This window comes from Collinsella sp. AF23-2, assembly GCF_003459245.1.
Classification (GTDB): Bacteria; Actinomycetota; Coriobacteriia; order Coriobacteriales; family Coriobacteriaceae; genus Collinsella.
Map to the genome: position 1 here is coordinate 13105 of NZ_QRVG01000012.1, position 24223 is coordinate 37327.

Below are 24223 nucleotides of genomic sequence, written 5' to 3' on the forward strand. Positions count from 1 at the left end.
TGTGCGATTCGCATGCCCCTTGGCATTTTTGCCCACAGGGGTTAGCGAAGGTCAAAAACAGAGTGCGCATTTGCTAAAACTACCGACTCGATGCGCTTTGCGTCACAGTTTTTGAGTGAGGCAATGCGCATCGAGGTCCTTGCGAGCGATCTGATGAGCGACTGCGCGCTTGTTTCTGTGTTTGGCTCGGCCGGCGCATCGGTCTCGAGCAGCAGGCGGTCGAGTGGAATCTGTCGTGCGTATTCGCGACCGCGCTTGGTCGCGAGCATGCGTTCGTTGACGGAAAAATAGCAGCCCGCATTACGCGCGCGGGCGAGTTCGTCCGAAGTGCCGCTAAACCAGTGGAAGATGATAGCGGGGGAGTCGGGGTTTGGGATGAGTAGCCCATGCGATTCGAGGACGTCCAGTACGGCTCCTGCTGAACGAACGGCGTGAATTGATATCACGCGACCTGCAAGAGGATGCTGCACGAGGGCATTGCAGAGCCGGTCAAATGCCTGTATTTGTAGCGGTTCGCTTCCGGCAAAGCGCGCGGAAAAGTCGAGTCCTACCTCGCCGATATAGCGCTCTTGGTCAGCAACTTCGCAAAGCAGATTGACTTCGGCAGGACCGCAACGGCCGTCGGCGAGCCACCAGGGATGGAGGCCAGCGCCCGCGATAATGTTTGGGTAGCGGCTGGCCCGCTTTTTTGCTGCCGCGAAGTCGCGTGGGTCGACCCCGCAGTCAAAGAGCCCCAGATCCAACGCCGCCGACTCACTGGCTGCAGCATCGGGGCTGAGCATCAAATCAAGGTGACAATGCGTGTCAAAGAATCGCGGTTCCATCGCAGGGCATCCTGCTAGTCCAGGCGCTGGCCATCGGAGCGTACGCGCTCAGTGCCGCGCCCGCTGATCTGGCGGATAACCTCGCCGGCAATCATCTGGCCCATGATGGGCGGCATAAAGCTGGCGGTGCCCAACTCGGTGCGCTCGTGGATATTGGAAGGGTCGCGGGGCTGTGTCTTAACCGATTCCTCGCAGCTAAACAGTACATGTAGGCTCTTGATGCCGCGCTTCTTGCATTCTTTGCGCATGATGCGGCTCATGGGGTCACGTACCGTATCGAAAATGTCGGCAAAGCGGAGGCACTCGGGATGGAGCTTGTTGGCCCCGCCCATGGAGCTAACCAAACGAATGCCGTGGTCCTGAGCATATTTGGCAATGGTGAGCTTGGCCGAGATGGTGTCGATGGCGTCGACGACGTAGTCGAGCTTGCCGTCTGTTTGCTCCAAAACGCTCGCGAAGAACTCGTCGATGTTGTCGCTCAGCAGGTATTCGGTGCGCTTGATAACGGTGGCGGCGGGATTGATATCGCGAATCATGGCTTCCATAACATCGACCTTGCGTTTGCCGACGGTGCTGTGAAAGGCGATAGCCTGGCGATTGATATTGCTGGGCGCGACGATGTCCTTGTCCAGAATGACGAAATGACCGATGCCGCCGCGGGCAAGTGCCTCGCAGCAGTTAGATCCCACGCCTCCGCAGCCGAGCACCAGCACCGTGGCATCAGCGAGCTTATCGAGTGCCTCGCGGCCCATGATGATCTCGAGCTTGGTGTCGCGTGTCTCGTTGGGAGTTGCGGCTGTGGTTTCAGTCATAGACATCCTCCGATGGGGAAGTGAATCGTGTTCTAGCTATCGCCATTATAGGTAATCGCCCATAGGCTGCGATGGCGTTTGCTTTGATGTGGTTTGAAGCATTGCGGTTAGATAGTTAGACAAACATCTAAATATCGAGTATAGTGTGCGCGTCGAACGAAATGATGAGAGGAGGTCTTATGCCGGGAGAGGGTTTTAAGGCGCTGGCCGATCCTACACGGCGTCACATTTTGGAACTGCTGCGCGAGGGCAATCGCACGGCCGGGGAGCTTGCCGAGCATTTTGACATCAGCAAGCCGTCGTTGAGCCATCACTTGGCGACGCTCAAAAACGCCGGGTTGGTGACCGACGAGCGCCATGGCCAAAACATCGTATACAGCTTAAATACCACCGTCATGCAGGATTTGATTGGTTGGTTTATGGGCTTTACAAACACGGAAGGTGATAAGGATGAATAACGAAAACAAGGGCATTCACGCCACGGGGGTATCGCGGCGTGTGTGGATTGCGCTGATCGCTCTGTGCGTCGCCAATGTCGTAGCGCACCTCATGGTGATGCCGAGCTTGCCTGGGCAGATTCCCACGCACTGGGGCGCGAACGGCGCCGTCGACGGTTGGGGTCCCAGCTGGATGGCCTCCGCGCTCGGCGTGCTGCCTCTGGTGCTTCTCGCAATGTTCTGCGTGGTGCCGCGCATCGATCCCAAAGGTGAGGCATATCGAACCTCGGGCAAGTTCTATCAGGGCTTCGTAATCGCCTTCACCTTGTTCATGTGCGCCGTAAGCTGGTTGGGTGAGCTTACGGTCTGGGGCGTGGTGCCGGCGGTCGGTTCGGTCAACGTGCTGATTTCCGGTGCTATCGGTTTGCTGTTCATCGGCGTAGGCAACTACTTGCCGCGTGTGAAGCAGAACTATACGCTCGGTATCAAGACGCCTTGGGCGCTTGCCGATCCCGAGAACTGGCGCCGTACGCAGCGCTTTGGCGGTGCCTGCTTTATGGTGCTGGGTGTTGGCCTGATTGCGATGGGCGTGGCAGGTGCGGTGCTTTCGAGTGAAGTCGTCGCCGCGGTGATTGCGGTTCTGGCGTTTGGTTCGGTCGGAGCCGTCTACGTCTACTCGTATCTGCTGTGGCGCAAATCTCAGCGGGCTGTTCGTTAAGGTTGCGGAAAACTAGCGTACGCAGTTCATAGTGTGTCCCGGGGGACTTTTCCCAGGTAGTATTAGGGGGTGTGGGCAACCATGCCCCTTTTTCGCTAAGTTTCAGAGCCGGTTTCCTCATTTCGTTTCCACTAAAGCGAAACAAGAATATGGAAACAGCAGGTAGAAAGGATAAAACAGACAAATGGCGGAGTTTATCTACCAGATGTATCAGGCTCGCAAGGCCCATGGCGACAAGGTAATCCTTGACGACGTGACCCTGAGCTTCTACCCCGGTGCCAAGATCGGCGTCGTGGGCCCCAACGGTATGGGCAAGTCGACCCTGCTCAAGATCATGGCCGGCATCGAGGAGGTCTCCAACGGCGATGCCAGGCTCACCCCCGGCTACACCGTGGGTATCCTGCAGCAGGAGCCGCCGCTCGACGACGACAAGACCGTCATCGAGAACGTGCGCATGGCGTTTGGCGACATGATTGCCAAGGTCGATCGCTTCAACAAGATCGGCGAGGAGATGTGCGACCCGGACTGCGACATGGACGCCCTCATGGCCGAGATGGGCAAGCTCCAGGACGAGATCGACGCCGCTGACGGCTGGGATATCGATTCCAAGCTCGGCCAGGCCATGGACGCCCTGCAGCTGCCCGATTCCGACATGCCGGTTAACGTGCTTTCCGGCGGCGAGCGCCGCCGCGTGGCCCTGTGCAAGCTGCTGCTCGAGGCTCCCGACCTGCTGCTGCTCGACGAGCCCACGAACCACCTGGACGCCGAGTCGATCCTGTGGCTTGAGCATTTCCTGCACAACTACCAGGGCGCGGTGCTGGCCGTCACGCACGATCGCTACTTCCTGGATAACGTTGCCGAGTGGATCTGCGAGGTCGACCGCGGTCACCTTTATCCCTACAAGGGCAACTACTCCACGTATCTGGAGACCAAGGCCGCCCGTATCGAGGCGCAGGGCAACCGCGATGCCAAGCTTGCCAAGCGCATGGAGGCCGAGCTCGAGTGGGTACGCAGCTCGCCCAAAGCTCGCCAGGCAAAGAACAAGGCCCGTCTGGCTCGCTACGAGGAGATGGAGGCCGAGGCCCGCGCAAGCCAGAAGCTCGACTGGACCGACATCCGCATCCCTGTGGGCCCGCGTTTGGGCAACAAGGTGCTCGAGGCCCATCATCTGCACAAGGAGTTCGATGGCCGCGTGCTCATCGACGACCTTTCTTTCACCCTGCCGCGTAACGGCATCGTGGGCGTCATCGGCCCCAACGGTGTGGGCAAGACTACGCTCTTCAAGACCATCGTGGGCCTGGAGCCGCTGACTTCGGGCGAGCTCGAGGTGGGCGAGACCGTCAAGATCTCCTATGTCGATCAGAACCGTTCCGGCATCGACCCCGACAAGAACCTGTGGGAGGTCGTCTCGGACGGCCTGGACCACATGATGGTCGGCGAGACCGAGGTTCCGAGCCGTGCTTATGTGGCGAGCTTTGGCTTTAAGGGCCAGGACCAGCAGAAACGCGCTGGCGTACTCTCCGGTGGCGAGCGCAACCGTCTGAACCTGGCGCTTACGCTCAAGCAGGGCGGCAACCTGCTGCTCCTCGACGAGCCCACGAACGACCTCGATGTCGAGACGCTGTCCTCGCTCGAAGCGGCGCTGCTCGAGTTCCCGGGCTGCTCGGTGGTCATTAGCCACGACCGTATGTTCCTGGACCGCGTCGCCACGCACATTCTGGCGTGGGAGGGCACCGACGATAATCCGGGCAACTGGTATTGGTTCGAGGGCAACTTCGAGGCCTATCAAGCCAACCGCATCGAGCGCCTGGGCGAGGACGCAGCCCAGCCGCATCGTATTCACCGCAAGCTGACGCGTGACTAGTAGCAAGTAGAAAGGCCGCCAGCAAGGGCGGCCTTTCTTGTAGCAATTGCACTGCAGCTATGCCCTGGCTGCTGGTTTGATTCATAATCAAAGTCATCTCTTTGGGATTAAAGCCCGTTTTTGCTATGAGTGATTTTCTAATTCCGTTTAAAACGTAAAGACGTATTGGGTTACAAGGACATAAGCGAATCGAATTGAAATATAACCAGTGCTGTAACGTTACAAAAAAGGTTATAGAATAGGAGTATCTTATAAGTCGCTCCTCTAGAAAGAAGAACATATGCTTTCGCGTCGTCGTTTTCTGCAACTTGTCGCGTCTTCAATTGTCGCCTTAGCCGCACGTCCGAAAGAGGTTTTTGCTTCGACGGGCAATATTGATGGTGAGCAGATACAATTTACTTCTGAAATTGCGCAAGAGCTTGCCGATAAATATATAAAGGGACTCCTCGGCTCTTCGTATACGCCTTCTGACCCTATTCCTTTTGTAGACGTTGATGGGTCCCCGCTTGGTTACATTGTTCCGGTTGTGACATCCAATAGAGCCGCGGGCTATTTGGTTTTAGATGCTTCAGATGATGAAATACTTACGGGATATCGTTTTGGAGACGGCTTAGTCAGCCCTATGGATCGGGGAGGAGATCTTGGTGTCGAGCCTTATTCTTTCAATAACCCAGTCGTAATGATCAATCCATTCGAATTCGGCGTGCAATCTTTGGACGGTTCAATAACAACAAATTGCGGAAGAACAATCCCGGCTGTTTCCATAGAAGGACGGCCTGTCGTTTTATCGAATAAACCTTCAAGCTGGAACGATGTTGTAATTTACGCAACTCAAATGCAGGATTACACAGTATCTGGATTTCGTTCCATTTCTCAGTTTATGTCATATGATGAAAGCGAGATTAAGAGGCTTACCGCCCACTATGCTTGTATGGTGACAGCTTTTTCGAACGTTGCGGAACTGTATGGCATTGCCAATTTATATAGCGACCCTTCGCAATATATGCAGATATGGAATTACACCAATACCCATGCTCTTTCCGATGAAGAACAGACTGTTCCCGGTGTTGTTTTGGGCGGAACGCCGATTTCAACCTGTGCAACGGGGTTTACAAATTACTGCGCAAGCAGAGGGAGTAATCTTATCGCTCGCACTGTCTCCTCCCCGGCTATCGTGAACATTCAAAATGAGATTAACTCTAATAGACCGAATGTTTTACATGCGAGTTTGTACAACGGATCAGCCCATTCTGTAACAGCGGAGGCTTACGCCACACTTACTGGTAAGAAAACTGGAGAGACAAGGCAGATGATTGGCATAGCGGACGGCTGGAATTCATCCTTATCCTTCCTGAAGTATGATCAGAGTTATTATGCGTGGACTTATGGAACGACTTTTTCGAAGTAGGACGATTCGTTTAGTCCTGTCTTTGGTGTTGATGGCTTTATTGGTGAGCTGTTCAACAAAAGAAGAGATGCCGCGCGGAGATTCCGGAGAAATGTCTGTGACAAACTCAGATTCATTGGAAATAGCTGGTGGGCATGCCGATGTGATGTTGCAAGGTAAAGGCATGCTTAGGTCGATTGATGCTGAAGACGCTGTCTGCTCAATAGAGGAATTAAAGACAGGTGAAACTGCATCGTACCGTGTTTCAGATAATGCTGCGAATATGATTGAGTCGATACCGATTGGAGCACAAGTTTCTTTTAGGTATTTTGCTCCGCAACTTGAGGAGGAGCTTGCTTCTCTGGTGTCTATATGCGCCGATGACAACTAAAAGGCCTGAATTTAAACGGCCTCGGATGGTCAATTGGCTATCCGAGGCCGTTTTTTACTCGACCGGGGCGTTGACCTTGTCGATGGTCCAGGCGGCTCCGAGGCCGCCGGTGGTGTTGCGGCGGATGCGCACGGTGACTTCGTGGCGCTCGCCTGCCTGCGTGTAACGCAGGGGGAAGCTTGCGCGGTTTCGCGCGGCCTCGATGGTACCGCGCTCGCGGGCGATCCAGTAGTACTCGCCGACAATGCCGAGGGTATCGGCGCCGTAGGGGAGATAGGTCGACAGCTGGTGTAGCAATGGACCGGGGCAGAAGACCTCGGTTGCGAAATCGATGGGGAAGTCCTCGGGGATGGCGGGCGCTACGGGTGCGGGGGCCGGTACCATCGTCGGTGCGAAGGCCTGCTCATTGACGGGCGTCACCTCGATGACGGGCGCGGGTTCGGCGCCGAGTACTGATTCGGTGTCCGCTTTCGGCATCGCCGCGGAATCTGCGGGCTCGACGATGGCGGGTGCGTCTGCGGTCGCGGTGTCGAACTCGACTTGCGGAGCGCTCTGATTCTCGACGCTCGACTTTGCCTCGATGGGCGTGGAGGCCATGGTGGTGATGCCGGCGTTGGCGTTCTCGGGGTCATAGACGACCGTGAGCGAGATGGCAGGCTGCGGTGCCTCGGGCTCCGATGCCACCTCGGTAGCGTCCTGTTCTGCGGGCTCGCAAGGCTGATCGTCCTCGGCCTCGTCGCCAAAGACATCGCTGTTTTGGAACGCAGACGTCTCGGGCTGGTCGGCGGCTTCTTCGGTTGTCGACTTGGGAGCTTCGTTGAGCTCCGCAGTGGCTTCCTGCTCGGATATGACTTTGGGATCGGCCGTGGTGGCGATTTCGGTTTCGGCTTCTGCCGTTACCTCAATAGCGACTTCGATCTCGGGCTCGGGCTCGGGCACAGCTTCAACTACGGGCTCGGGACGCTTAACGTGCTTGGGACGCACGGCCTTGAGGTCCTTCTCACCGCGTTTTTTCTTTTTGTAGGACTGTTTAGCGCCCTTGGCTGCCTTGGGCTTGTCCTCGCCCTTGGCAAGGGCGGCATCCCAGGCATCGTTGGCGATGACGGTGGCATACAGGCGACCGCCCTTAAAGACGGTCAGCTTAATGCAGTCGTCGAGCTCCTCGAGCAGCTCGCGCGTGGACTCAAAGCCGAGGTCATAAGCGGCCATGTCACCAGCGGCGAGTGCCTCCTCGACCTGCGTCATAAACGTTTGCTTGCCGCATCCGATTGCATCGCGCAGCAGGCGATACAGATAGATGTGGTTGCCCAGCGAAAGCGTGGGCCTAACTATTGTCTTGCTCATGGCAAATCTCCTCTTTACACACCAAAGCATCTTACCATCGCACGGGGCGTGCCGCCTCGGCGCCCAAGGCAAACGGGCGCGAACCGCTTTCGATTCGCGCCCGTTGTACAGGTCGGTTATCTATGAGAGACAAATGTGCTTAGTTGCCCGATGCCGTGCCTTGGCTCGAGTTGTCAGATGCCGTGCCGGAAGCGGTTCCGCTCGAGCTGTTGGTGTTGCTACTGTCTGCTGCGCCCGTTCCCGACGTGGTGTCGCTCGTTTGGTCGCCCGTGTTCGGCTGTGAACCGTCAGTCGTTTGGCTTGAGTCGGTCGTGCCGGACGGCGTGCCACTGTTGGCCGTAGAGGAATCGGTGCCCTGCGATTGGTTTTGGGTGTTCGAGGACGAATCGGCAGAGGTAGAACTGTCTTGCGTGCCGTCCGCCTGTGCCTGCTGATCCTGCGACTGGGTGTTGCCATTTGCATCGCTCTCGGTCGTGCGCGACGAAAGGATTGGCTCGGGGCGCTCGCCCAGACCCTCACCGGCGGTGGTTATAAGGATGGCGCCGGCGCAGGCGATGACCGCGACGATGGCGATGGCGATCGAGAAGACGATGACCTTCTTTTGCGTCTGGCTGCGCTCTGCCGCCGCCTTGGCGCGCAGACTGTCGGGAGCGACGCGCGCCGTGGTCGCGCGCCCCGCAATCTGGCGCATCTCCTGCGTAGTCGCGGCGCCGCCCAGGTGCTCCTCGGCATCAAGCTCAACGGGTTCATAGGCGCCGGCAGGGTAGTCGTCGGCGGTGTGTGTACCTTTGAGGGCTTCGGCGCTGGCAGAGATAAAGTGGCGGTAGACCTGCGAAGACACAACGGTGATGACCGAGCTCACGGCGGCGCCGATTACCGATCCGGCGATACCGATCTTGGAGGCAAGCGCGACGCTCGTGGCGGCGGCTGCGGCGCCGGCAATGATCTGAGGAATGGAAATGTCGTCGAACAGGCCCTTTTTGGGCGCGATGGCCATGGTCTGTCCGATGGAGTGGTTCTCGTGCACGCCGTTGTTGAGCGATGCCGGCGTCATAACGCGCGTGCGCGGCGCGTCAGTGTACTTGGTTGTCATACGGGGTCCTCCCGGTGTAAATCTGCTTCGTTTCGTGTAGCCATCAGGGTACCCACCAGATGTGAATCGTGCGTGACGTTTAACAGATACCATCAACTCATCAAGGGGGGCTTGCTGTCTTTGGCGAAATAGCTTGATGCTAAACTGGACTTACGATTGCGAGGTGGTTTACGTGATGTACCCGTATATGACATTCGAAGACGGTACCGAGGTCATTCATTCTGACCTGATTACAGATGTCGATGTCGAAAAGGTTATCGTGCATTTTGAACGACCGACGGCAGAGGGCTTCGACTCCGCTCGTTGTGAGTTGCCTTCCTGTTCGTGGACTGACTGGGAAGGGCATTTTACTCAGAGTGAAAAACGAGCTTTCGAAGAGTGTTTGAGCAAATTATTTAGATTAGTTCGAATAAAGAAGCTGAATGCGATGACCTAAAGCGTATGCATTTTTAGTATTAGATGCGTATGAAATGGAGGATGTGAATGGATGAGCTAATAGACTTTAAAAAACGATTTCTCAAGAATGGCGAGCTGGTTTCAATTCCAAAAAAGGAAAGCTATAAAAGAATCATGCTGCTATGGGCCGTCTCTTTCTTTGAATTAAATACAAGTTATACGGAGCTTCAGGTTAATCGTGTGCTTTCACAGCTCTATCCTGATTATGCCGTGTTGAGGCGGTATTTGGTTGATTATGGATTCCTATTAAGGGATGAACGAGGCCTGAAATACGAGGTTAATCGTGATGTTCACGGTATTGAGAGCTAGCCGTCCGGTTCGGGTCCTATATATTGCTAGAGGGATAAGCGAAATAGGCAATTGGTGTGCGAATATTGCTTTGCCAATGCTGATTTACGAGGTAACTCACGATGTTTCTGCAACTGCTTTGATGGTCTGCTGCAGATTTGCCCCCTCTCTGTTTTCAGTTGCGCTCGCGCAGCTGCCTCAGAAGATGGGTATCGGGACACTGCAGGCCATGAGATTGGCAGACTTAATTCGCGCGGGATTATTCATTTGCTATATTTTTGTTGATAGTAAATGGAGTATGTTTGCTATTACGTGCGCGGTATCGCTTTGCCGAACGGTTGAAATGCCCTGCTTTTACTCGTTGTTAAGAGCCAATACGAATAGTATCAATCGCGACGTAATTAATAATTCGTTTGGGTTTCTGCAGAATTTGATGATGGTTCTGGGGCCAGTTGCCGGCGGTTTTGTTGTCGCTCAATTTGGGGCGGAGGCTGTTCTTGCATTAGACGCGCTATCTTTTGCCGCGTCGTTCTGGTTGCTGCGAGATGTTCCGTCGGTTATCGAGGTTAATGATAAAGAGGGGATAAGCAAAAATGAAAAATACAGGACTGAATTTAGTGATCTTAGCGCGAAGCACTTGGCAATTGGTTTCCTATTAATCGATATTTCTAGTGGCGTGGCATTCGGCTCTCTGAATTCTCTTTTGCCAGCTATAGCGCAATTGCAATTTGACTCGTCATCGATACAATACGGATTCCTTCAGAGCAGTCTTACAATCGGACTGTTGTTCGGAAATACAATATATGGTCGTTTAATCAGTGGTTCCGATTGCGTTAAATCATATTGTTTTGTGACGTATCTTGCGCTCGGTGCGTATCTGGCGTTTGGCTATCGCTATGCGTCTGGGATATCGTTTATTTTCCTTTTTATCGTCGGTGCCGGAAACGCCATTCAAGATGTGCTTCTCATAACATCGCTGCAGGATTTGGCGAGAGACGGATCTGAATCGATAGGCCTGTTTTCAATTAGGGAGTCTTTGCAATCGGTTGCTGTTGTTATTTCAACACTCCTTGTTTCGCTGTTCACGAGCATCGCGATGTTCTCAATTCTCGTTACAGGACTTGGTGTATTTTCAATTATGATGGTAGTTGTGTTTCAATTGAATTATTTGCGAAAGATGTGACGTTGATATGCAGATGTGACGTTGATATGCCTTAATTTTGAAATACATGCTCTTAGCACAGGTTGGCCTCTCAGTAAACTGGGAGGTTGCTTTGGCTAGTTAGAGATATGTGAACGTCCGTTAGACTGAATCTCAGGGTAGAAGGGGCCTCCAGTGTCCAGATCAACAAAGCAATGCTGCGTTTCGGCTAATAAGAACGATGGCTTTTTGCGTGTGGCGGCGGCGTCGCCGCGGATTCGCGTGGCCGATGTCGAGGGCAATGCCGAGGTTGCGCTGGCGGCCGTTCGCGAGGCTGCCGAGCGCGGCGTTCGTGCTCTGGTTTTGCCCGAGCTTAATCTGACTGGCTATACCGCGGCCGATCTGTTCCATAACCGCACATTACTGCATGCCTGCGAGACCGCACTGGCACATATTCTCGATGAAACCCGCGGGCTGCCGATTGTCTTTACCATCGGTCTTCCCGTTGCAGTTGCCGAGAGTATCTACAACTGCGCCGCCGTGTGCTGCGCGGGCGAGCTTTTGGGCCTCACGGCCAAAAAGTATCTGCCCAATTACGGTGAGTTTTATGAGCGCCGCTGGTTTGCTCCGGCGCCCGTAGATTCTGTGTGGGTCGAGTTTGCCGGTCAGGGTCCGGTTCCGCTGGGTTCGGGGCTTGTCTACCGCTGCTGTGATGAAGGTGCCGAGGATATGGTGCTGGGCGTTGAGGTCTGCGAGGACCTGTGGGTGCCGGCGCCCCCTTCGACCGAGATGGCGCTTGCCGGTGCGACGGTGATCCTCAATCCGTCGGCTTCGGACGAGATTATCGGTAAGGCGGATTACCGACGCAGCCTCATATCCAACCAGAGCGCGCGCCTGTACTGCGCCTATGCCTATGCGGACGCGAGTGAGGGCGAGTCCACGACCGATATGGTCTTTGCGGGCGAGAACCTCGTCTACGAAAACGGCTCCAAGCTCGCCGCGACCAAACTGCTTACCTGCGATATGGCCATCGCCGACGTTGACCTTGACCGCCTGGTTGCCGAGCGCCGTCGCTCGACGACGTGGGCGCGCGCGGACGATGCGCCGGAGGCCACGACCGTTGAGTTTTCGTTTGAGGGCGTGCTGGCCAAAGAGCCTGTTCTGCGCGATGCCTGCGATATCGACCGCGTTTTCCCTCGCGCGCCTTTTGTGCCGGCCGACCACGGCGACCTGGCCGAGCGCTGCGAGACCATCCTCGACCTGCAGACTGCCGGCCTCAAGACCCGCCTTGCCCATACGGGTACCAAGGCTGCAGTCATCGGTCTTTCGGGCGGCCTGGACTCCACGCTGGCACTGCTTGTAGCCGTGCGTGCCTTCGATGCACTGGGGCTGCCGCGCACGGGCATCACGGCAGTCTCCATGCCCGGCTTTGGCACGACGCACCGCACTAAGTCGAATGCCGAGTCGCTCGCCCGCGACTTGGGTGTGAGCTTCCGCGAGGTTTCGATCCACGCGGCTGTGGAGCAGCACTTCAAGGACATTGAGCACGATCCGGCCGTGCAGGACGTAACCTACGAGAACAGCCAGGCGCGCGAACGTACGCAGATTCTGATGGACCTGGCCAACCAGGCTGGCGGTTTTGTCATTGGCACGGGCGACCTGTCGGAGCTGGCGCTCGGCTGGGCTACCTATAACGGCGACCACATGAGCATGTACGCCGTCAACGCGAGCGTGCCCAAGACGCTTGTGCGCCATCTGGTGCGCTATGCCGCCGATGTCTTTGGCGGGCGCATTGCCGAGGTCTTGCTCGATATCCTCGATACGCCGGTGTCCCCCGAGCTTCTGCCGCCCACGGGCGACGGCGAGATTGCGCAGAAGACCGAGGATTTGGTGGGCCCATACGAGTTGCACGACTACTTCCTCTACTACCTGCTGCGTTTTGGCTTTGAGCCGGCCAAGATCTACCGCATGGCGCTCAAGAGCTTTGAGGGCGTCTACGATGTCAAGACCGTCCACACATGGCTACGTACGTTCTACCGTCGCTTCTTTGCCCAGCAGTTTAAGCGCAGCTGCCTGCCCGATGGTCCCAAGGTGGGTTCGGTGACGCTCAGCCCGCGCGGCGATTGGCGTATGCCGAGTGACGCAAGCTCACGTCTGTGGCTCGCGCAGATCGACGCCCTCAATCCAATTGACTAAGGTTGGCTAAATTGAACCAATACGGGGGTTGTAAGCGTTACACTTTTGAAATCTGATGGCCCGTATCGCGCGGCGCTCTTGTCGGAGCGCCGCGTTTTTTATATCGAAAGGTGGCACCATGCAGGCATCGCAGCGTCTCGACCGCTTTGGCGCGGAGGTCTTCGCCTCGCTCAACAATAAGCTTCTCGCGCTGAAGGCTCAGGGCAAGACCATTTACAACATGAGCGTGGGCACGCCCGACTTTAAGCCGTACGACCACGTGGTCGAGGCGCTCACGCAGGCAGCCCAAGATCCCGAGATGTGGAAGTATGCCCTGCGCGACCTGCCCGAACTCAAGCAAGCCGTGTGCGATTACTATGAGCGCCGCTTTGGCGTTTCGGGCATTACGCCGTCCATGGTGCAGTCGTGCAACGGCACACAGGAGGGCGTGGGCCATTTGGGCCTGGCCCTGCTCGATCCGGGTGACACCATTCTGGTTCCCGATCCGTGCTACCCGGTCTTTGAGGCAGGTGCCAAGATCGCCGATGCCAAGCTCGAGTACTATCCGTTGGTTGCCGAGCATAATTACCTGCCCTATGTGGCGGGTATCGATCCCGAGGTTGCCGACCGTGCCAAGTATATGATCGTGTCGCTGCCCGCGAACCCGGTCGGCTCGGTGGGCACGCCCGAGGTCTACGAGGAGATCATCGCTTTCGCCCGCGAGCACGATCTGCTCATCGTCCATGACAACGCGTACTCCGACATCGTGTTCGACGGCGAGCCGGGTGGCAGCTTCTTGCAGTATCCCGGCGCGCTCGAGGTGGGCGTGGAGTTCTTCTCGCTCTCCAAGTCGTTTAACGTCACCGGTGCGCGTATCGGCTTTTTGGTCGGCCGCGAGGACGTGGTCTCTGCCTTTGCCAAGCTGCGCGGCCAGATCGACTTTGGTATGTTCTTCCCGATCCAGAAGGCTGCTATCGCCTGCCTGAACGGTCCGCGCGATGAGGTCGAGGCGCAGCGTCTGAAGTACCAGGAACGCCGCGATGCCCTGTGCGACGGTCTTGAGGGCCTGGGCTGGGAGCGTCCCAACGCGCATGGCTCTATGTTTGTGTGGGCCAAGCTTCCCGGTGGTCGCACCGATTCCATGGCGTTTTGCGAGGAGCTTATGGAGAAGGCCGGCGTTGTGGTGACGCCGGGCGCGAGCTTTGGCCCTTCGGGCGAGGGGCACGTGCGTATGGCACTGGTCTTGCCGCCCGATCAGATCGCTTTGGCTGTCGAGGCCATTCGCGAGGCTGGCCTGTATTAGAAACCTATTTCGACCCGTCAATAGCTCGAAACCGATTTCGTGCAGTTATTTTACGAATTCTGCAAACAATTTCGGTAAACGGTCGATTTTTGGCTGCGAATAGGGGCATAATCAAAGTCCCGATTGGATGTATTGGGATTACGACAAGCCGCTCGGGTCGTTCCCGGGCGGCTTGTTTGTGGAGAGAGATGGGAGTTTCTAATGGTTAACGAGAAGAAGGTCGCTATTGTCGGCTGCGGTTTCGTCGGTTCGTCTTCGGCGTTCGCACTGATGCAGAGTGGTCTGTTCTCCGAGATGGTCCTCATCGACGTGGACAAGAACCGTGCCGAGGGTGAGGCCCTGGATATCGCGCACGGCATGACGTTTGCCGAGCCGATGAAGATCTACGCCGGCGATTATTCCGATGTCGCCGACGCCGCCATGATCGTCGTCACTGCTGGCGCTGCCCAGAAGCCCGGTGAGACCCGCCTGGACCTGGTCAACAAGAACGTCAGCATCTTCAAGTCCATTATTCCCGAGATTAAGAAGTCCGGCTTCGACGGCATTCTGTTAATCGTCTCCAACCCGGTCGATGTTCTGACCTACGCCGCCATCAAGATGTCCGGCCTGCCCGAGGGCCACGTCATCGGTTCCGGTACCGTGCTCGACACCGGCCGCCTGCAGCAGATGCTTGGTGCCCACGTCGAGGTTGACCCGCGCGATGTCCAGGCCTATGTCATGGGTGAGCACGGCGACTCCGAGTTCGTCGCTTGGTCCAGCGCTCAGGTTGCCGGCGTTCCGCTGAACACCTTCTGTGAGCTTCACGGCCACCTGGAGCATGAGGCTGCCGAGAAGCGTATCGCCGAGGACGTCAAGAACTCCGCCTACACCATCATCGAGAAGAAGCACGCCACCTACTATGGCGTCGCCATGGCCGTCAAGCGCATCTGCACCGCCGTCATGCGCGATGAGCAGACCGTTCTGCCCGTCTCCTCGCTCATGGTGGGCGAGTATGGCCTGTCCGATCTCGCCATCTCCATGCCGACTGTCGTTGGCCGCGACGGCGTTGTCTGCCGCGTCCCCGTCCCGCTGGACGATGACGAGCAGCATGAGCTCACCGCTTCCGCCAAGGCCCTCAAGGACATCATCGACAGCGTCGACTTCTCCTGCTAAATCAAGCTCGCCAGAGCGAAAAGCTACAATGAAGGCGTCCGGGTCCACACGGCCCGGGCGCCTTTTTGGTGCAAAGTAACCTGACCTCAATGCACCATAGTTGATGGGAGGGCCATGTCGGATTCGCCTAATTTTTTGACCTATGCCCAGACGGCGTTTGATCCGTTTGAGGAGCGGCCGTTCTGCGCGGTGGATAGCCTGGTCTTTGCGTGGCTGTCCTATTTGCGTTTGCCGGGTGATATGGCGGAGCTGACGGACTGGCAGGGCCTAGACGTACGCGAGCTGCTGCGTGCCGAGTGCTACCGGGACATGATTGACGACTTGTGGGACCCAGAGGGGAGCAGGGCCTTGTTGGAGGCCGTGGCAGCAAGCCCTCGCTACCGTGGCGTGCACGTTTGCGGCTATCGTGCCGTGAGCGATGTGGTGGCGACAGAGCAGTTTGCAGCCATGGCGTTCCGGTTTCCGGCGGGGTTTAGCTATCTTTCCTTCCGGGGGACCGACAGCACGATTGTGGGCTGGAAAGAGGACTTTAACATGGCGTTCCGGTGTCCTGTGCCGGCCCAGGAATCCGCGACGCGTTATGTGGACGAGGCGGCGGATGCGATTGACGGGCCGCTTTTGTGCGGAGGTCATTCCAAGGGTGGAAACCTTGCGGTGTACGGTGCGGCGATGTGCCCCGATGTCGCCCGTGAGCGAATCGAACGGGCGTATTCCCATGATGGTCCGGGCTTCGTCGAGGAGTTTCTGAGCGGCAACGCCTTCGCCGACCTATCCGGTCGAATCGACAAGACGCTACCTCGGTCGTCGATCTTTGGCATGATTTTCGAGACACAGGAGGACTATGCCATCGTTGAGAGCACCGAGTTCAGCCTGCTTCAGCATAATCCCTTTAGCTGGGTGGTTGATGGTCGCGACTTCGTGTACTGTGAGCGCCTGTCCGCCGGTGCTCGATACGTTGATGGCTCCATTCGCGAGATGCTGCTTGCGGTGTCGCCTAGCGAGCGCGAGCGTTTTGTAGATGCGTTGTTCTCCGTGCTTGAGGCTACGGGTGCTGAGCGGTTTGCGGATATCGCTGGGAATCTGCGCGAGAGCCTGCCCGTGATGCTCCAGGCTGCGCAAGGCTTTGACAAGGATACACGACGCTTTGTCTCGCAGACTATCGTTGCGATTCTTAAGTGTGCGCTTCTGCCCAAACGTCCCCAGATCGACATGCCCGCTGCCGGCAAGAGCTTGGCAGAACAGCTCGAGGCTTGGCAGTCCGAGCTCCTGCGCTAACCATTGGTGCAAAGCAACCTGTCCCCGATGCACCAATCTTCGATGCGCCTGGGGCGGGATCGACCGCTATACTGGTTCGTGCCGAAATCGATCTAGAACGGAATGCCGTATATGAAAATCAATCACGCGATTCTGCATATCCTGGACTTTGACTCTGCCGTCAACGTCATGAGCCAGCGCGAGCTCGATATCGAAAGTCGTACCGTGCGCAATTTCGTAACCACGCATCTGCGCCGCGCACGCACCTCGGCCGACAATAAACGCGCCACGTTTGCCGAGAACTCTGCGTTCGGCGGCGAGCTCAAGGGCTATTTCTTTGGCGAGCGCGAATTCGTGGACCTGTCGCAGCAGATTGCGGAGTTTATCTCCTCCGAGCTCACCAAAGCCGAGAAAGCCGAGTCTACCGATGTGCTCGTGGCTGATTTTGACGACGATGAGGATGCCCGCTGGTTTGCCGTGATGCTGCTGGGCTCCAAGCAGGCTTTTATGCACGAGGTGGGCCGCGAGGAAGGGGAGGTACGCAACGACATCGCGCGCCACTACGCTATTCTGCCGAATCCCTCGCAAAAGGTGCCAAGCTATGCCATCGTGCGCGCGAGCACCATGGAGATCGGCTACGTGGACAAGAAGCGCAAGATTGCCGGCGAGGATCGTATGCTTATCCCCGATGGCCTGCTGCAGTGCGACACGGGCGTATCGGGTAAGGAGGTCATCGACACCGTGACGCGTGTGGTCGAGGAAGTCGCCGAGGAACACGGTGCCAATACGGCCGTAGCGCTCGCTAAGGTTAAGGCTGCCGTTGCCGAGAAGGTCGAGGATGACGAGGAGCTGCCGCCTTGGGATATCGTCGATGAGGTCTTTGAGGACGAGCCGGTCATCAAAGAGAGCGTGCGCGCGGCACTGACCGAGGAGAAGGTTCCTGAGCGCGTTCCTGTGGAGCGCAAGCAGGTCGAGCGCGCGGCCGTGCGCAATCACAAGATTCGTACCGATACGGGCATCGAGATCAGCTTCCCGGCCGAGATGGGTTCGAATTCCGAGTACATTGAGTTCGTCAATGAGCCCAACGGCCTCATCTCCATCGAACTCAAGAATATCGGCAGCATCGAGAATCGATAAGTTGCGTTACGTCTACAGCGAGAAAGCAAAGGCCGAAGCTCTTTGGGGCTTCGGCCTTCTTGTTTGGGGATGAATTGCCCCGCAGGTTGAGCATAAGTCAGCGAAAACGCGGTTTGTCAAAACCGCGTAACTATTAAAGTTGACGTAAGCCCTCTTCCAGGCCGGTCTTGCTGTCGGTCTTCTCGTCGCGCATCTTGATGACGCGGGCGGGGACACCGGCCACGACCGCACCGGCGGGGACGTCCTCGACGCACACGGCGCCGGCGGCAACGACAGCGCCCTTGCCTACGTGCACGCCCTCCAGAACCACGGCGTTGGCGCCGATCATGACATCGTCCTCGATGATGACGGGCGTGGCGCTGGCGGGCTCCACGACGCCTGCCAGCACGGTGCCGGCGCCGATGTGGCAGTTCTTACCCACGGTGGCGCGACCGCCCAGCACGGCGCCCATATCGATCATGGAACCCTCGCCGATAACGGAGCCGATGTTGATGATGGCGCCCATCATGATGACGGCACGGTCGCCAATCTCGACGCGGTCGCGGATGATCGCGCCCGGCTCGATGCGGGCGTTGATGCCCTTAAGGTCGAGCATGGGCACGGCGGAGTTGCGGCAATCGTTTTCAACGTCGTAGTAATCGATGGAGTCGGCGTTGGCGTCCAGGATGGCCTTAAGCTCATCCCAGTCGCCAAAGACGGTCTTGCCACGACGACCGCCGTAGACATGTGCGTCGCCCCAGGCAACCTTCATGCCCGGCTTCTCGCGCACGTACAGCTTGACGGGCGTCTTTTTGGGCGCGGTGGCGATGTAGTTGATAATCTCCTGTGCATCCATCTCGGCTGCGTTGCTCATTTGCTATCTCTCCTTTGGGTGGATTCGGTTGATACCTGGTTAGGCAAACATGACCTGGTCGAACGTATAGAAGCCGGGTTCGCGGGCGACGAGCTTCTGCGCGGCTGCCAGGGCGCCGTTGACAAAGATCTGACGGCTCGTGGCGCGGTGGGTGAGCGTGACTTCCTCGTCCTGGCCAAAGAAACCCACCTCGTGCACGCCGGCTACGGTGCCGCCGCGCAGCGAGTGCATACCGATTTCCTTGGGGTCGCGCGCGCCGCACATGCCCTCGCGGCCATAGACGGGGTGGTAGCCTGCCTCGGGCTCGGCCTCGACGACGGCGTCGAGCAACAACTTGGCAGTGCCGCTGGGGGCGTCGACCTTTTGGTTGTGGTGCGTCTCGACGATCTCGCAGTCAAAGCCGGGCAGCTCGCGTGTGGCCTGGGCCACCAGATGACGCAGGGCGGCGATGCCGATGGAGTAGTTGCCCGAGTGCATGACGCGGGCGTTCTGACCCAGCTCGCGCAGGCGGTCCATCTGCTCGGGGGTGTAGCCTGTGGTGCCTGAGACCAACGCCGCGCCCGTGCGCTCGACATAGGCGACGACGGCATCGAAGGTCACGACGTTCGAGAAGTCGATAATCACATCGGCTGCCGGGGCGCTCTCGAGCCCGGACAGATCAAAACCGATCTGGGCGACGATATCAAAAACGGGCTGCCCGCCGGCGTCGACAATGCCTTCGGCGGTAGTGCGGATGAGCGAGCCCATGCGGCCCGTTCCCATAATGACGGTCTTAATCAAGCAGACCAGCTCCCTTCAGAGCATCGGTAAGTGCGGCTCGCGTGTCGTCTGCCATGGGGCACAGCGGCATACGGTAGTTTGCCTCGATCATGCCCATCTGGGCGAGCGCTTCCTTGACGGGGATGGGGTTGACCTCGCTAAAGAGGGCGTTGATGAGCGGCTGGCCGGCAATCTGGATATCGCGGGCGCGCGCTACGTCGCCGTCCAGATAAGCGCGGCACATGTCGTGTACGAGCTGCGGCTGCACGTCGGCCCACACGCTGATGGTGCCCGAAGCGCCCAGGCTCATGAGCGGCACTGTGAGTGCATCCTCGCCCGAGTACATGCGGAAGTCATCGGACAGCAGGTGGGCGATCTTGGCCGCGTAGGCGACGTTGCCCGAGGCCTCCTTGATGCCCATGATGTTGGGGTGCGCGGCTAGGCGCTCTACGTTGCGCTCGCTGATACCGCAGCCGCAGCGGCCGGGGATGTTGTACAGGATGCAGGGGATGTCAACGGCATCGGCGACGGTCTTAAAGTGCTGATAGATACCCTCTTCATTGGACTTGTTGTAGTAGGGGGTGATGAGCAGCAGACCGTCGGCGCCCAGGCCCTGATAGGTGAGCGACTTGGTGAGCATGGTCTGCGTGGAGTTGGAGCCCGAGCCGGCGATGACGGGGACGCGTCCTGCAACATGCTTGACCACGGCGGCGACGACGGAGTTGTCCTCGTCATCGGTCATCGTGGCACTCTCACCGGTGGTGCCCAGGGTGAGGATGGCGTCGGTGCCGTTTTGCAGGTGGAAATCGATAAGGCGCTCGAGCGCGTCAAAGTCGACGCTGCCGTCCTTTTTAAACGGCGTAACTAGGGCGACGATTGAGCCCTCGAGAGTGCGGATGTCCATGTTCTTCTCCTTCGCCTTCGCGATCTGGATGCGTTTGTTCCATTGAGCTGCGACTGCTAGGCGCTCGTCTTGGGCGCGACGGCGGGCACTTTCGGCGCGCGACTTGGCCAGCAGCTCTCGGCCGCACGGCAGCACGTCGAGCGTGGCAAAGTAATCGCCCGGGCGCTCAGAGCGTCGAATGAGGTCGGCCGAGCCATCGGGGCGCAGCAGGACCTCGGCGGAGCGCAGGCGGCCGTTGTAGTTGTAGCCCATAGAGTAGCCATGCGCACCGGTGTCGTGAATCACGAGCAGGTCGCCCATTTCGATATGCGGCAGCTCGCGGTCGATGGCGAACTTGTCATTGTTCTCGCACAGATTGCCCGTGATGTCGTAGGTGTCTGTGACGGGCGCTGTGGTCTTGTCGTCGCCACCCGGCTGGCCCATCACCGTAATGTGGTGGTAAGCGCCGTACATGGCAGGGCGGATCAGGTCGACGGCGCTTGCATCGACACCGATATAGTCCTTGTAAATCTGCTTCTCGTGAATGGCCTTGGTGACCAGGCAGCCGTAGGGACCCATCATAAAGCGACCCATCTCGGTGCAGATGGCCACATCGCCCATGCCGGCAGGAACCAGGATCTCGTCGTAGGCAGCGTGTACCCCCTCGCCGATGGCGTGAATGTTGTTGGCCTGTTGCTCGGGCTGATAGGGAATGCCGACGCCGCCGGACAGATTGATGAAGGCGACGTGCGCGCCGGTCTCGCGCTCCAGGCGTGCGGCAAGCTCAAAGAGGATGCGTGCGAGCTTGGGGTAGTAGTCGTTGGTGACGGTGTTGCTGGCAAGGAATGCGTGGATGCCAAAGTTTTCGGCGCCCTTGGCCTTGAGCATGCGGAAGGCCTCGAAGAGCTGCTCGGTGGTCATGCCATATTTGGAGTCGCCCGGGTTGTCCATGATGCCGTTGGAGAGCTGGAACAGACCGCCTGGATTAAAGCGGCAGCTGACCGTTTTGGGGATGGGCCCCGCAACGCGCTCAAAGAACTCGATGTGGCTGATGTCGTCAAAGTTGACGATGGCGCCCAGCTTGTCGGCGAGCTCAAAGTCGGCAGCCGGCGTATCGTTGGACGAGAACATGATGTCGTGTCCCGTGATACCCAGCGAGCGGGCGATCATGAGCTCGGTATAGCTCGAGCAATCGCAGCCGCAGCCGTATTTGTTGAGAATGGAGATGAGCGCCGGGTTGGGGTTGGCCTTGACGGCAAAGTATTCCTTAAAGCCCGGGTTCCATGCAAAGGCGTCGCACACTTCTTGCATGTTGCGGCGGATGCCCGCCTCGTCGTATAGATGAAACGGCGTGGGGAACTGCTCGACGATATGCTCGAGTGTCTCCTTGTCCACAAACGGCTGCTTGGCCGCATATGCCTCGTTGGGGGTCAATGCCATGTCCCGTAAACCTCGCTATCCAGACGGCGCCATCTGCGCATCGAATCCGCATAGCGTGGACCCAATGTCCGGATAGCGCTCCCGCATTGCTGCAGACAGTCCTGTGGGTGTTTCCCACAGGCCCACCAGGTTGTTCGTGCCCGAAAAACCCAGTTCGGCGGGTTTCGCCTCCCCACGGGGTCAAAGCCTGCTGGCTCGCCCGCGGCTCTTCGTGCCCGCGCCTCTATCAAGTGGTAAAGACCCTATCACGTTGCACTTTACCAAACAAGAGTATTCGTATATAACGTTTAAAAAATGCAGGGATATGCTGGAAATAAGGGTATGGCAATCTTGCGGCACAATAGATAGCAACCGGCGCACACCAATGAAAGGAACCTCTATGACCGAGCTCCAAGAACTCCGTCGCTATCGTCGCGACTTGCACAGGATCCCGGAGCTCGACTTCGATCTTCCGCAGACGATCGCCTATATCGAGGGCGTGTTGGCGTCGCTTGCCTGCGAGGTGACCCATCCGTGCCCCAGCTGCGTCTGCGCTTTCTTTGACGCTGGCGTTGGTGCCACGCATGCCACGGCGATTCGTGCGGATATGGATGCGCTGCCCATTGCCGAGGCGACGGGTGCGGCCTTCGCCTCGTCTCATCCCGGCAAGATGCACGCTTGCGGGCACGACGGACACATGGCCATGGCGCTCGCCGCCGCGACGTATGTCGACCGCACGATTCGCGAGCAGCCGGGTTCACTTAAACGCAACGTGCTTTTTGTGTTCCAGCCGGCCGAGGAAACGACCGGTGGTGCCAAGACGGTATGCGAGAGTGGTGTGTTCGAGCGCTATGGGGCCGACCGCATTTTTGGCTTCCATGTGTGGCCCGATCTGTCTGCCGGCACGCTGGCGAGTTGTTCTGGTCCGCTGCTGGCGCGTTCGAGCGAGACGCATATCCATATTCACGGTGCGAGTATCCATATTGCTAAGACTTATGGTGTGCCGGTTGAGGAGTCACACGATGCCGCGTTGGCGGCAGCGAAGTTTTTGGTTACCGAGCGCGAGCTGATGGACGAACTGGGCACCGACGAGCCCTGTATCGGCAAGTTTGGCCTGCTGCAGGCCGGTACCGTCTGCAACGCGGTGGCGGGGGAGGCCCATGTGGCCGGCAGCTTGCGTGTGTTTACGGACGGCATGTTCGACCGTGCACGCGAGGGTGTGCGCCGCGTGCTTGATGAGGCATGCACTGCAACGGGCTGCACGTACGATCTCGACTTTGCCGAGGGCTATCCGCCGGTCGACAACGATCCCGAGTTGTTTGATCGAATCGCGCCTGCTCTGCCCGAGTTACAGCTCGTGGACGAGCCGCTGCTGATTGCCGAGGATTTCGCGTTCTATCAACGCCATCTGCCGGGCGTATTTTTCCTGCTGGGCACGGGTATGCCAGAGGACCAAGACAACCCGAGTGATTCGGATGGCTGCCCCGCCTATGCCACAAGCGCTCTGCATACCGATAGCATGCTCTTCGACGAGGAAATCCTACTCAAAGGCCTCGATGTCTACAAACGATTGCTTGGCTTGGAGTGACGATGGAACGACGCCGACGGTCTGCCGTATATAGCCCGGGTGGATGCGGATGCGGTTTGCTGCTGCTTCCGGTCATCGCTGTGAGCATTGGCGTGATGTTTGTGCTTGCTGGGCTGGCTGCGGCGGCACTCGTACTGTTTATCACTGCCATCGGCGTGACGATTTGGCTTTATCGCAGTCGCGGGCAGCGCCGCGCCGACGGTAAGGCCAATGTTGGATGGACCATCTTTTTAGTCGTCGCCTACCTATTGAGCATCAGCTACCTGGTGTTCTTTGTTCTAATGATGATCAGTGCCTTTACCGGGAAATCCGTCATGGTGGGTTGATGCGCTGCCAGCAGACGGTCACGCAAAGTGCGTTTGCTCGGCGTCTGGATAGCTGCATTGGCCGTTTACCGCAACCTTAGCTCTCAGCTAATGAATTCAAGTTCAATCCTTTCTACGATGTGCTGTGTGCCGGCACGGTAGCCGGATCGTAGGAAGGATGAATAATGGCAAAAGAGGGAAAGAAGCCGATCGGCAAGATTGTCCTAGGCGTCATCGTGGTGCTGATTATCGTCGGTGCCGTGGGTTCTATGGGTGGCAATTCAACCGATTCGTCTGCGAGCGATTCGGCAAAACCTGCCGAGGCGACACAGCAGGCTGAGGAGCAAAAAGAACCGCAAGAACCGTATACCATTGCTGACGAGGCTGAAGACACCTCCAGTCAGTTTGCCTATAAGATCACGGGCACGCTGACCAATAACACGGACAAGGAAAAGAGCTACATTCAGATTGAGTATGTTCTGTATGATGCCGATGGCAACCAGGTTGGAACGGCTCTTGCAAACACCAACCATCTGAAGGCGGGCGGCTCCTGGAAGTTCGAGGCACTGGGTACGGTGTCTCCCGACCAGGTTGCTAGCTGGGAGCGTTCGGACGTAAGCGGTTTCTAGCATGTTGCATG

General features: G+C 57.7%; 22 protein-coding genes and 1 riboswitch. Of the genes, 15 read left to right on the forward strand and 7 right to left on the reverse strand.

Translation table 11 applies throughout. The features are described 5' to 3' along the window. Positions 1-41: 41 nt before the first annotated feature. Positions 42-824 carry a TatD family hydrolase gene (locus DWY03_RS06110; RefSeq protein ID WP_117840181.1) on the reverse strand — a complete coding sequence of 261 codons (783 nt, stop codon included), beginning with the start codon at positions 822-824 and terminating at the stop codon, positions 42-44. A 14-nt stretch (positions 825-838) separates the two neighbouring features. Further along, positions 839-1636, reverse strand: coding sequence for a ThiF family adenylyltransferase (locus DWY03_RS06115; protein WP_117840182.1), 798 nt, complete (start codon positions 1634-1636; stop codon positions 839-841). 179 nt (positions 1637-1815) lie between these two features. On the opposite strand from DWY03_RS06115, the gene DWY03_RS06120 reads away from it, so the two are divergent. The 5 genes from DWY03_RS06120 (at position 1816) to DWY03_RS06135 (ending at position 6433) form a co-directional block, all read left to right on the forward strand. Next, positions 1816-2094, forward strand: coding sequence for an autorepressor SdpR family transcription factor (locus DWY03_RS06120; RefSeq protein WP_147332646.1), 279 nt, complete (start codon positions 1816-1818; stop codon positions 2092-2094). Next, a complete protein-coding gene (locus tag DWY03_RS06125) occupies positions 2087-2791 on the forward strand; it encodes an SdpI family protein (RefSeq protein ID WP_117840184.1) in 705 nt (234 codons plus the stop codon). The genes DWY03_RS06120 and DWY03_RS06125 overlap by 8 nt, the downstream gene beginning before the upstream one ends. 184 nt (positions 2792-2975) lie before the next feature. Beyond that, entirely contained in the window at positions 2976-4655 is a 1680-nt protein-coding gene (ettA, locus tag DWY03_RS06130) for an energy-dependent translational throttle protein EttA (protein WP_117840185.1), read from the forward strand. A 280-nt stretch (positions 4656-4935) separates the two neighbouring features. Continuing rightward, positions 4936-6063, forward strand: coding sequence for a hypothetical protein (locus tag DWY03_RS10000; protein WP_147332645.1), 1128 nt, complete (start codon positions 4936-4938; stop codon positions 6061-6063). Between the two features lie 31 nt (positions 6064-6094). After that, positions 6095-6433, forward strand: a complete 339-nt coding sequence (locus DWY03_RS06135; protein WP_147335439.1) for a hypothetical protein — start codon at positions 6095-6097, stop codon at positions 6431-6433. A gap of 54 nt (positions 6434-6487) precedes the next feature. Here DWY03_RS06135 and DWY03_RS06140 read toward each other — a convergent pair whose 3' ends face one another. Together DWY03_RS06140 and DWY03_RS06145 are read right to left on the reverse strand one after the other, a co-directional pair. Next, on the reverse strand, positions 6488-7777 hold the full coding sequence (locus DWY03_RS06140; RefSeq protein WP_117840187.1) for a hypothetical protein: 1290 nt from the start codon (positions 7775-7777) through the stop codon (positions 6488-6490). A gap of 139 nt (positions 7778-7916) precedes the next feature. Beyond that, a complete protein-coding gene (locus DWY03_RS06145; RefSeq protein WP_117840188.1) occupies positions 7917-8870 on the reverse strand; it encodes a hypothetical protein in 954 nt (317 codons plus the stop codon). A gap of 483 nt (positions 8871-9353) precedes the next feature. Here DWY03_RS06145 and DWY03_RS06155 point away from each other — a divergent pair, with 483 nt between their 5' ends. The 7 genes from DWY03_RS06155 to DWY03_RS06185 all read left to right on the forward strand — a co-directional run bounded on the left by DWY03_RS06155 (position 9354) and on the right by DWY03_RS06185 (position 17776). Beyond that, positions 9354-9635: a DUF2087 domain-containing protein gene (locus DWY03_RS06155; protein ID WP_055251466.1), complete on the forward strand. Its 282-nt coding sequence runs from the start codon at positions 9354-9356 to the stop codon at positions 9633-9635. After that, a complete protein-coding gene (locus tag DWY03_RS06160) occupies positions 9613-10797 on the forward strand; it encodes an MFS transporter (RefSeq protein ID WP_117840189.1) in 1185 nt (394 codons plus the stop codon). Before DWY03_RS06155 ends, DWY03_RS06160 begins: the two co-directional genes overlap by 23 nt. Positions 10798-10950: 153 nt before the next feature. Continuing rightward, positions 10951-12951, forward strand: coding sequence for an NAD(+) synthase (locus tag DWY03_RS06165; RefSeq protein ID WP_117840190.1), 2001 nt, complete (start codon positions 10951-10953; stop codon positions 12949-12951). A 118-nt stretch (positions 12952-13069) separates the two neighbouring features. Beyond that, positions 13070-14233, forward strand: a complete 1164-nt coding sequence (locus DWY03_RS06170; protein ID WP_006234344.1) for a pyridoxal phosphate-dependent aminotransferase — start codon at positions 13070-13072, stop codon at positions 14231-14233. Positions 14234-14434: 201 nt separating this feature from the next. Further along, positions 14435-15385 (forward strand): L-lactate dehydrogenase, encoded by a 951-nt coding sequence (locus tag DWY03_RS06175; protein ID WP_117564413.1) that lies wholly within the window; start codon positions 14435-14437, stop codon positions 15383-15385. Between the two features lie 114 nt (positions 15386-15499). Beyond that, on the forward strand, positions 15500-16660 hold the full coding sequence (locus tag DWY03_RS06180; RefSeq protein WP_117840191.1) for an Mbeg1-like protein: 1161 nt from the start codon (positions 15500-15502) through the stop codon (positions 16658-16660). A gap of 111 nt (positions 16661-16771) precedes the next feature. Next, on the forward strand, positions 16772-17776 hold the full coding sequence (locus tag DWY03_RS06185) for a nucleoid-associated protein (RefSeq protein WP_022094136.1): 1005 nt from the start codon (positions 16772-16774) through the stop codon (positions 17774-17776). A 133-nt stretch (positions 17777-17909) separates the two neighbouring features. Here DWY03_RS06185 and dapD read toward each other — a convergent pair whose 3' ends face one another. Genes dapD through dapA form a run of 3 tightly spaced genes read right to left on the reverse strand, consistent with a single transcriptional unit; the run spans position 17910 to position 21711 of the window. Continuing rightward, on the reverse strand, positions 17910-18629 hold the full coding sequence (gene dapD / locus DWY03_RS06190) for a 2,3,4,5-tetrahydropyridine-2,6-dicarboxylate N-acetyltransferase (protein ID WP_099431491.1): 720 nt from the start codon (positions 18627-18629) through the stop codon (positions 17910-17912). 39 nt (positions 18630-18668) lie between these two features. Beyond that, a complete protein-coding gene (gene dapB / locus DWY03_RS06195) occupies positions 18669-19409 on the reverse strand; it encodes a 4-hydroxy-tetrahydrodipicolinate reductase (RefSeq protein ID WP_197032804.1) in 741 nt (246 codons plus the stop codon). Next, positions 19402-21711 carry a 4-hydroxy-tetrahydrodipicolinate synthase gene (gene dapA / locus DWY03_RS10230; RefSeq protein ID WP_117840192.1) on the reverse strand — a complete coding sequence of 770 codons (2310 nt, stop codon included), beginning with the start codon at positions 21709-21711 and terminating at the stop codon, positions 19402-19404. The genes dapB and dapA overlap by 8 nt, the downstream gene beginning before the upstream one ends. 65 nt (positions 21712-21776) lie before the next feature. After that, positions 21777-21945: riboswitch (Lysine riboswitch) on the reverse strand. Between the two features lie 145 nt (positions 21946-22090). Here dapA and DWY03_RS06205 point away from each other — a divergent pair. From DWY03_RS06205 to DWY03_RS06215, 3 genes are all read left to right on the forward strand, one after another. After that, positions 22091-23278 (forward strand): N-acetyldiaminopimelate deacetylase, encoded by a 1188-nt coding sequence (locus DWY03_RS06205; protein WP_117840193.1) that lies wholly within the window; start codon positions 22091-22093, stop codon positions 23276-23278. A 2-nt stretch (positions 23279-23280) separates the two neighbouring features. After that, positions 23281-23604 (forward strand): hypothetical protein, encoded by a 324-nt coding sequence (locus DWY03_RS06210; RefSeq protein WP_147334515.1) that lies wholly within the window; start codon positions 23281-23283, stop codon positions 23602-23604. Positions 23605-23768: 164 nt separating this feature from the next. Next, positions 23769-24212, forward strand: coding sequence for an FxLYD domain-containing protein (locus tag DWY03_RS06215; protein ID WP_117840195.1), 444 nt, complete (start codon positions 23769-23771; stop codon positions 24210-24212). The last annotated feature ends 11 nt before the right edge of the window (positions 24213-24223 follow it).

Excerpts from the sequence above, each read along its gene's own strand:
- DWY03_RS06140 (WP_117840187.1), bottom strand. The coding sequence starts at position 7,777 with ATGAGCAAGACAATAGTTAGGCCCACGCTTTCGCTGGGCAACCACATC.
- DWY03_RS06205 (WP_117840193.1), top strand. The coding sequence starts at position 22,091 with ATGACCGAGCTCCAAGAACTCCGTCGCTATCGTCGCGACTTGCACAGG.
- DWY03_RS06135 (WP_147335439.1), top strand. The coding sequence starts at position 6,095 with ATGGCTTTATTGGTGAGCTGTTCAACAAAAGAAGAGATGCCGCGCGGA.
- DWY03_RS06145 (WP_117840188.1), bottom strand. The coding sequence starts at position 8,870 with ATGACAACCAAGTACACTGACGCGCCGCGCACGCGCGTTATGACGCCG.
- DWY03_RS06170 (WP_006234344.1), top strand. The coding sequence starts at position 13,070 with ATGCAGGCATCGCAGCGTCTCGACCGCTTTGGCGCGGAGGTCTTCGCC.
- DWY03_RS06125 (WP_117840184.1), top strand. The coding sequence starts at position 2,087 with ATGAATAACGAAAACAAGGGCATTCACGCCACGGGGGTATCGCGGCGT.
- DWY03_RS06215 (WP_117840195.1), top strand. The coding sequence starts at position 23,769 with ATGGCAAAAGAGGGAAAGAAGCCGATCGGCAAGATTGTCCTAGGCGTC.
- DWY03_RS10000 (WP_147332645.1), top strand. The coding sequence starts at position 4,936 with ATGCTTTCGCGTCGTCGTTTTCTGCAACTTGTCGCGTCTTCAATTGTC.
- dapD (WP_099431491.1), bottom strand. The coding sequence starts at position 18,629 with ATGAGCAACGCAGCCGAGATGGATGCACAGGAGATTATCAACTACATC.
- DWY03_RS06180 (WP_117840191.1), top strand. The coding sequence starts at position 15,500 with ATGTCGGATTCGCCTAATTTTTTGACCTATGCCCAGACGGCGTTTGAT.
- dapA (WP_117840192.1), bottom strand. The coding sequence starts at position 21,711 with ATGGCATTGACCCCCAACGAGGCATATGCGGCCAAGCAGCCGTTTGTG.
- DWY03_RS06155 (WP_055251466.1), top strand. The coding sequence starts at position 9,354 with ATGGATGAGCTAATAGACTTTAAAAAACGATTTCTCAAGAATGGCGAG.
- DWY03_RS06120 (WP_147332646.1), top strand. The coding sequence starts at position 1,816 with ATGCCGGGAGAGGGTTTTAAGGCGCTGGCCGATCCTACACGGCGTCAC.
- ettA (WP_117840185.1), top strand. The coding sequence starts at position 2,976 with ATGGCGGAGTTTATCTACCAGATGTATCAGGCTCGCAAGGCCCATGGC.
- DWY03_RS06160 (WP_117840189.1), top strand. The coding sequence starts at position 9,613 with ATGTTCACGGTATTGAGAGCTAGCCGTCCGGTTCGGGTCCTATATATT.
- DWY03_RS06110 (WP_117840181.1), bottom strand. The coding sequence starts at position 824 with ATGGAACCGCGATTCTTTGACACGCATTGTCACCTTGATTTGATGCTC.
- DWY03_RS06210 (WP_147334515.1), top strand. The coding sequence starts at position 23,281 with ATGGAACGACGCCGACGGTCTGCCGTATATAGCCCGGGTGGATGCGGA.
- DWY03_RS06175 (WP_117564413.1), top strand. The coding sequence starts at position 14,435 with ATGGTTAACGAGAAGAAGGTCGCTATTGTCGGCTGCGGTTTCGTCGGT.
- DWY03_RS06185 (WP_022094136.1), top strand. The coding sequence starts at position 16,772 with ATGAAAATCAATCACGCGATTCTGCATATCCTGGACTTTGACTCTGCC.
- DWY03_RS06115 (WP_117840182.1), bottom strand. The coding sequence starts at position 1,636 with ATGACTGAAACCACAGCCGCAACTCCCAACGAGACACGCGACACCAAG.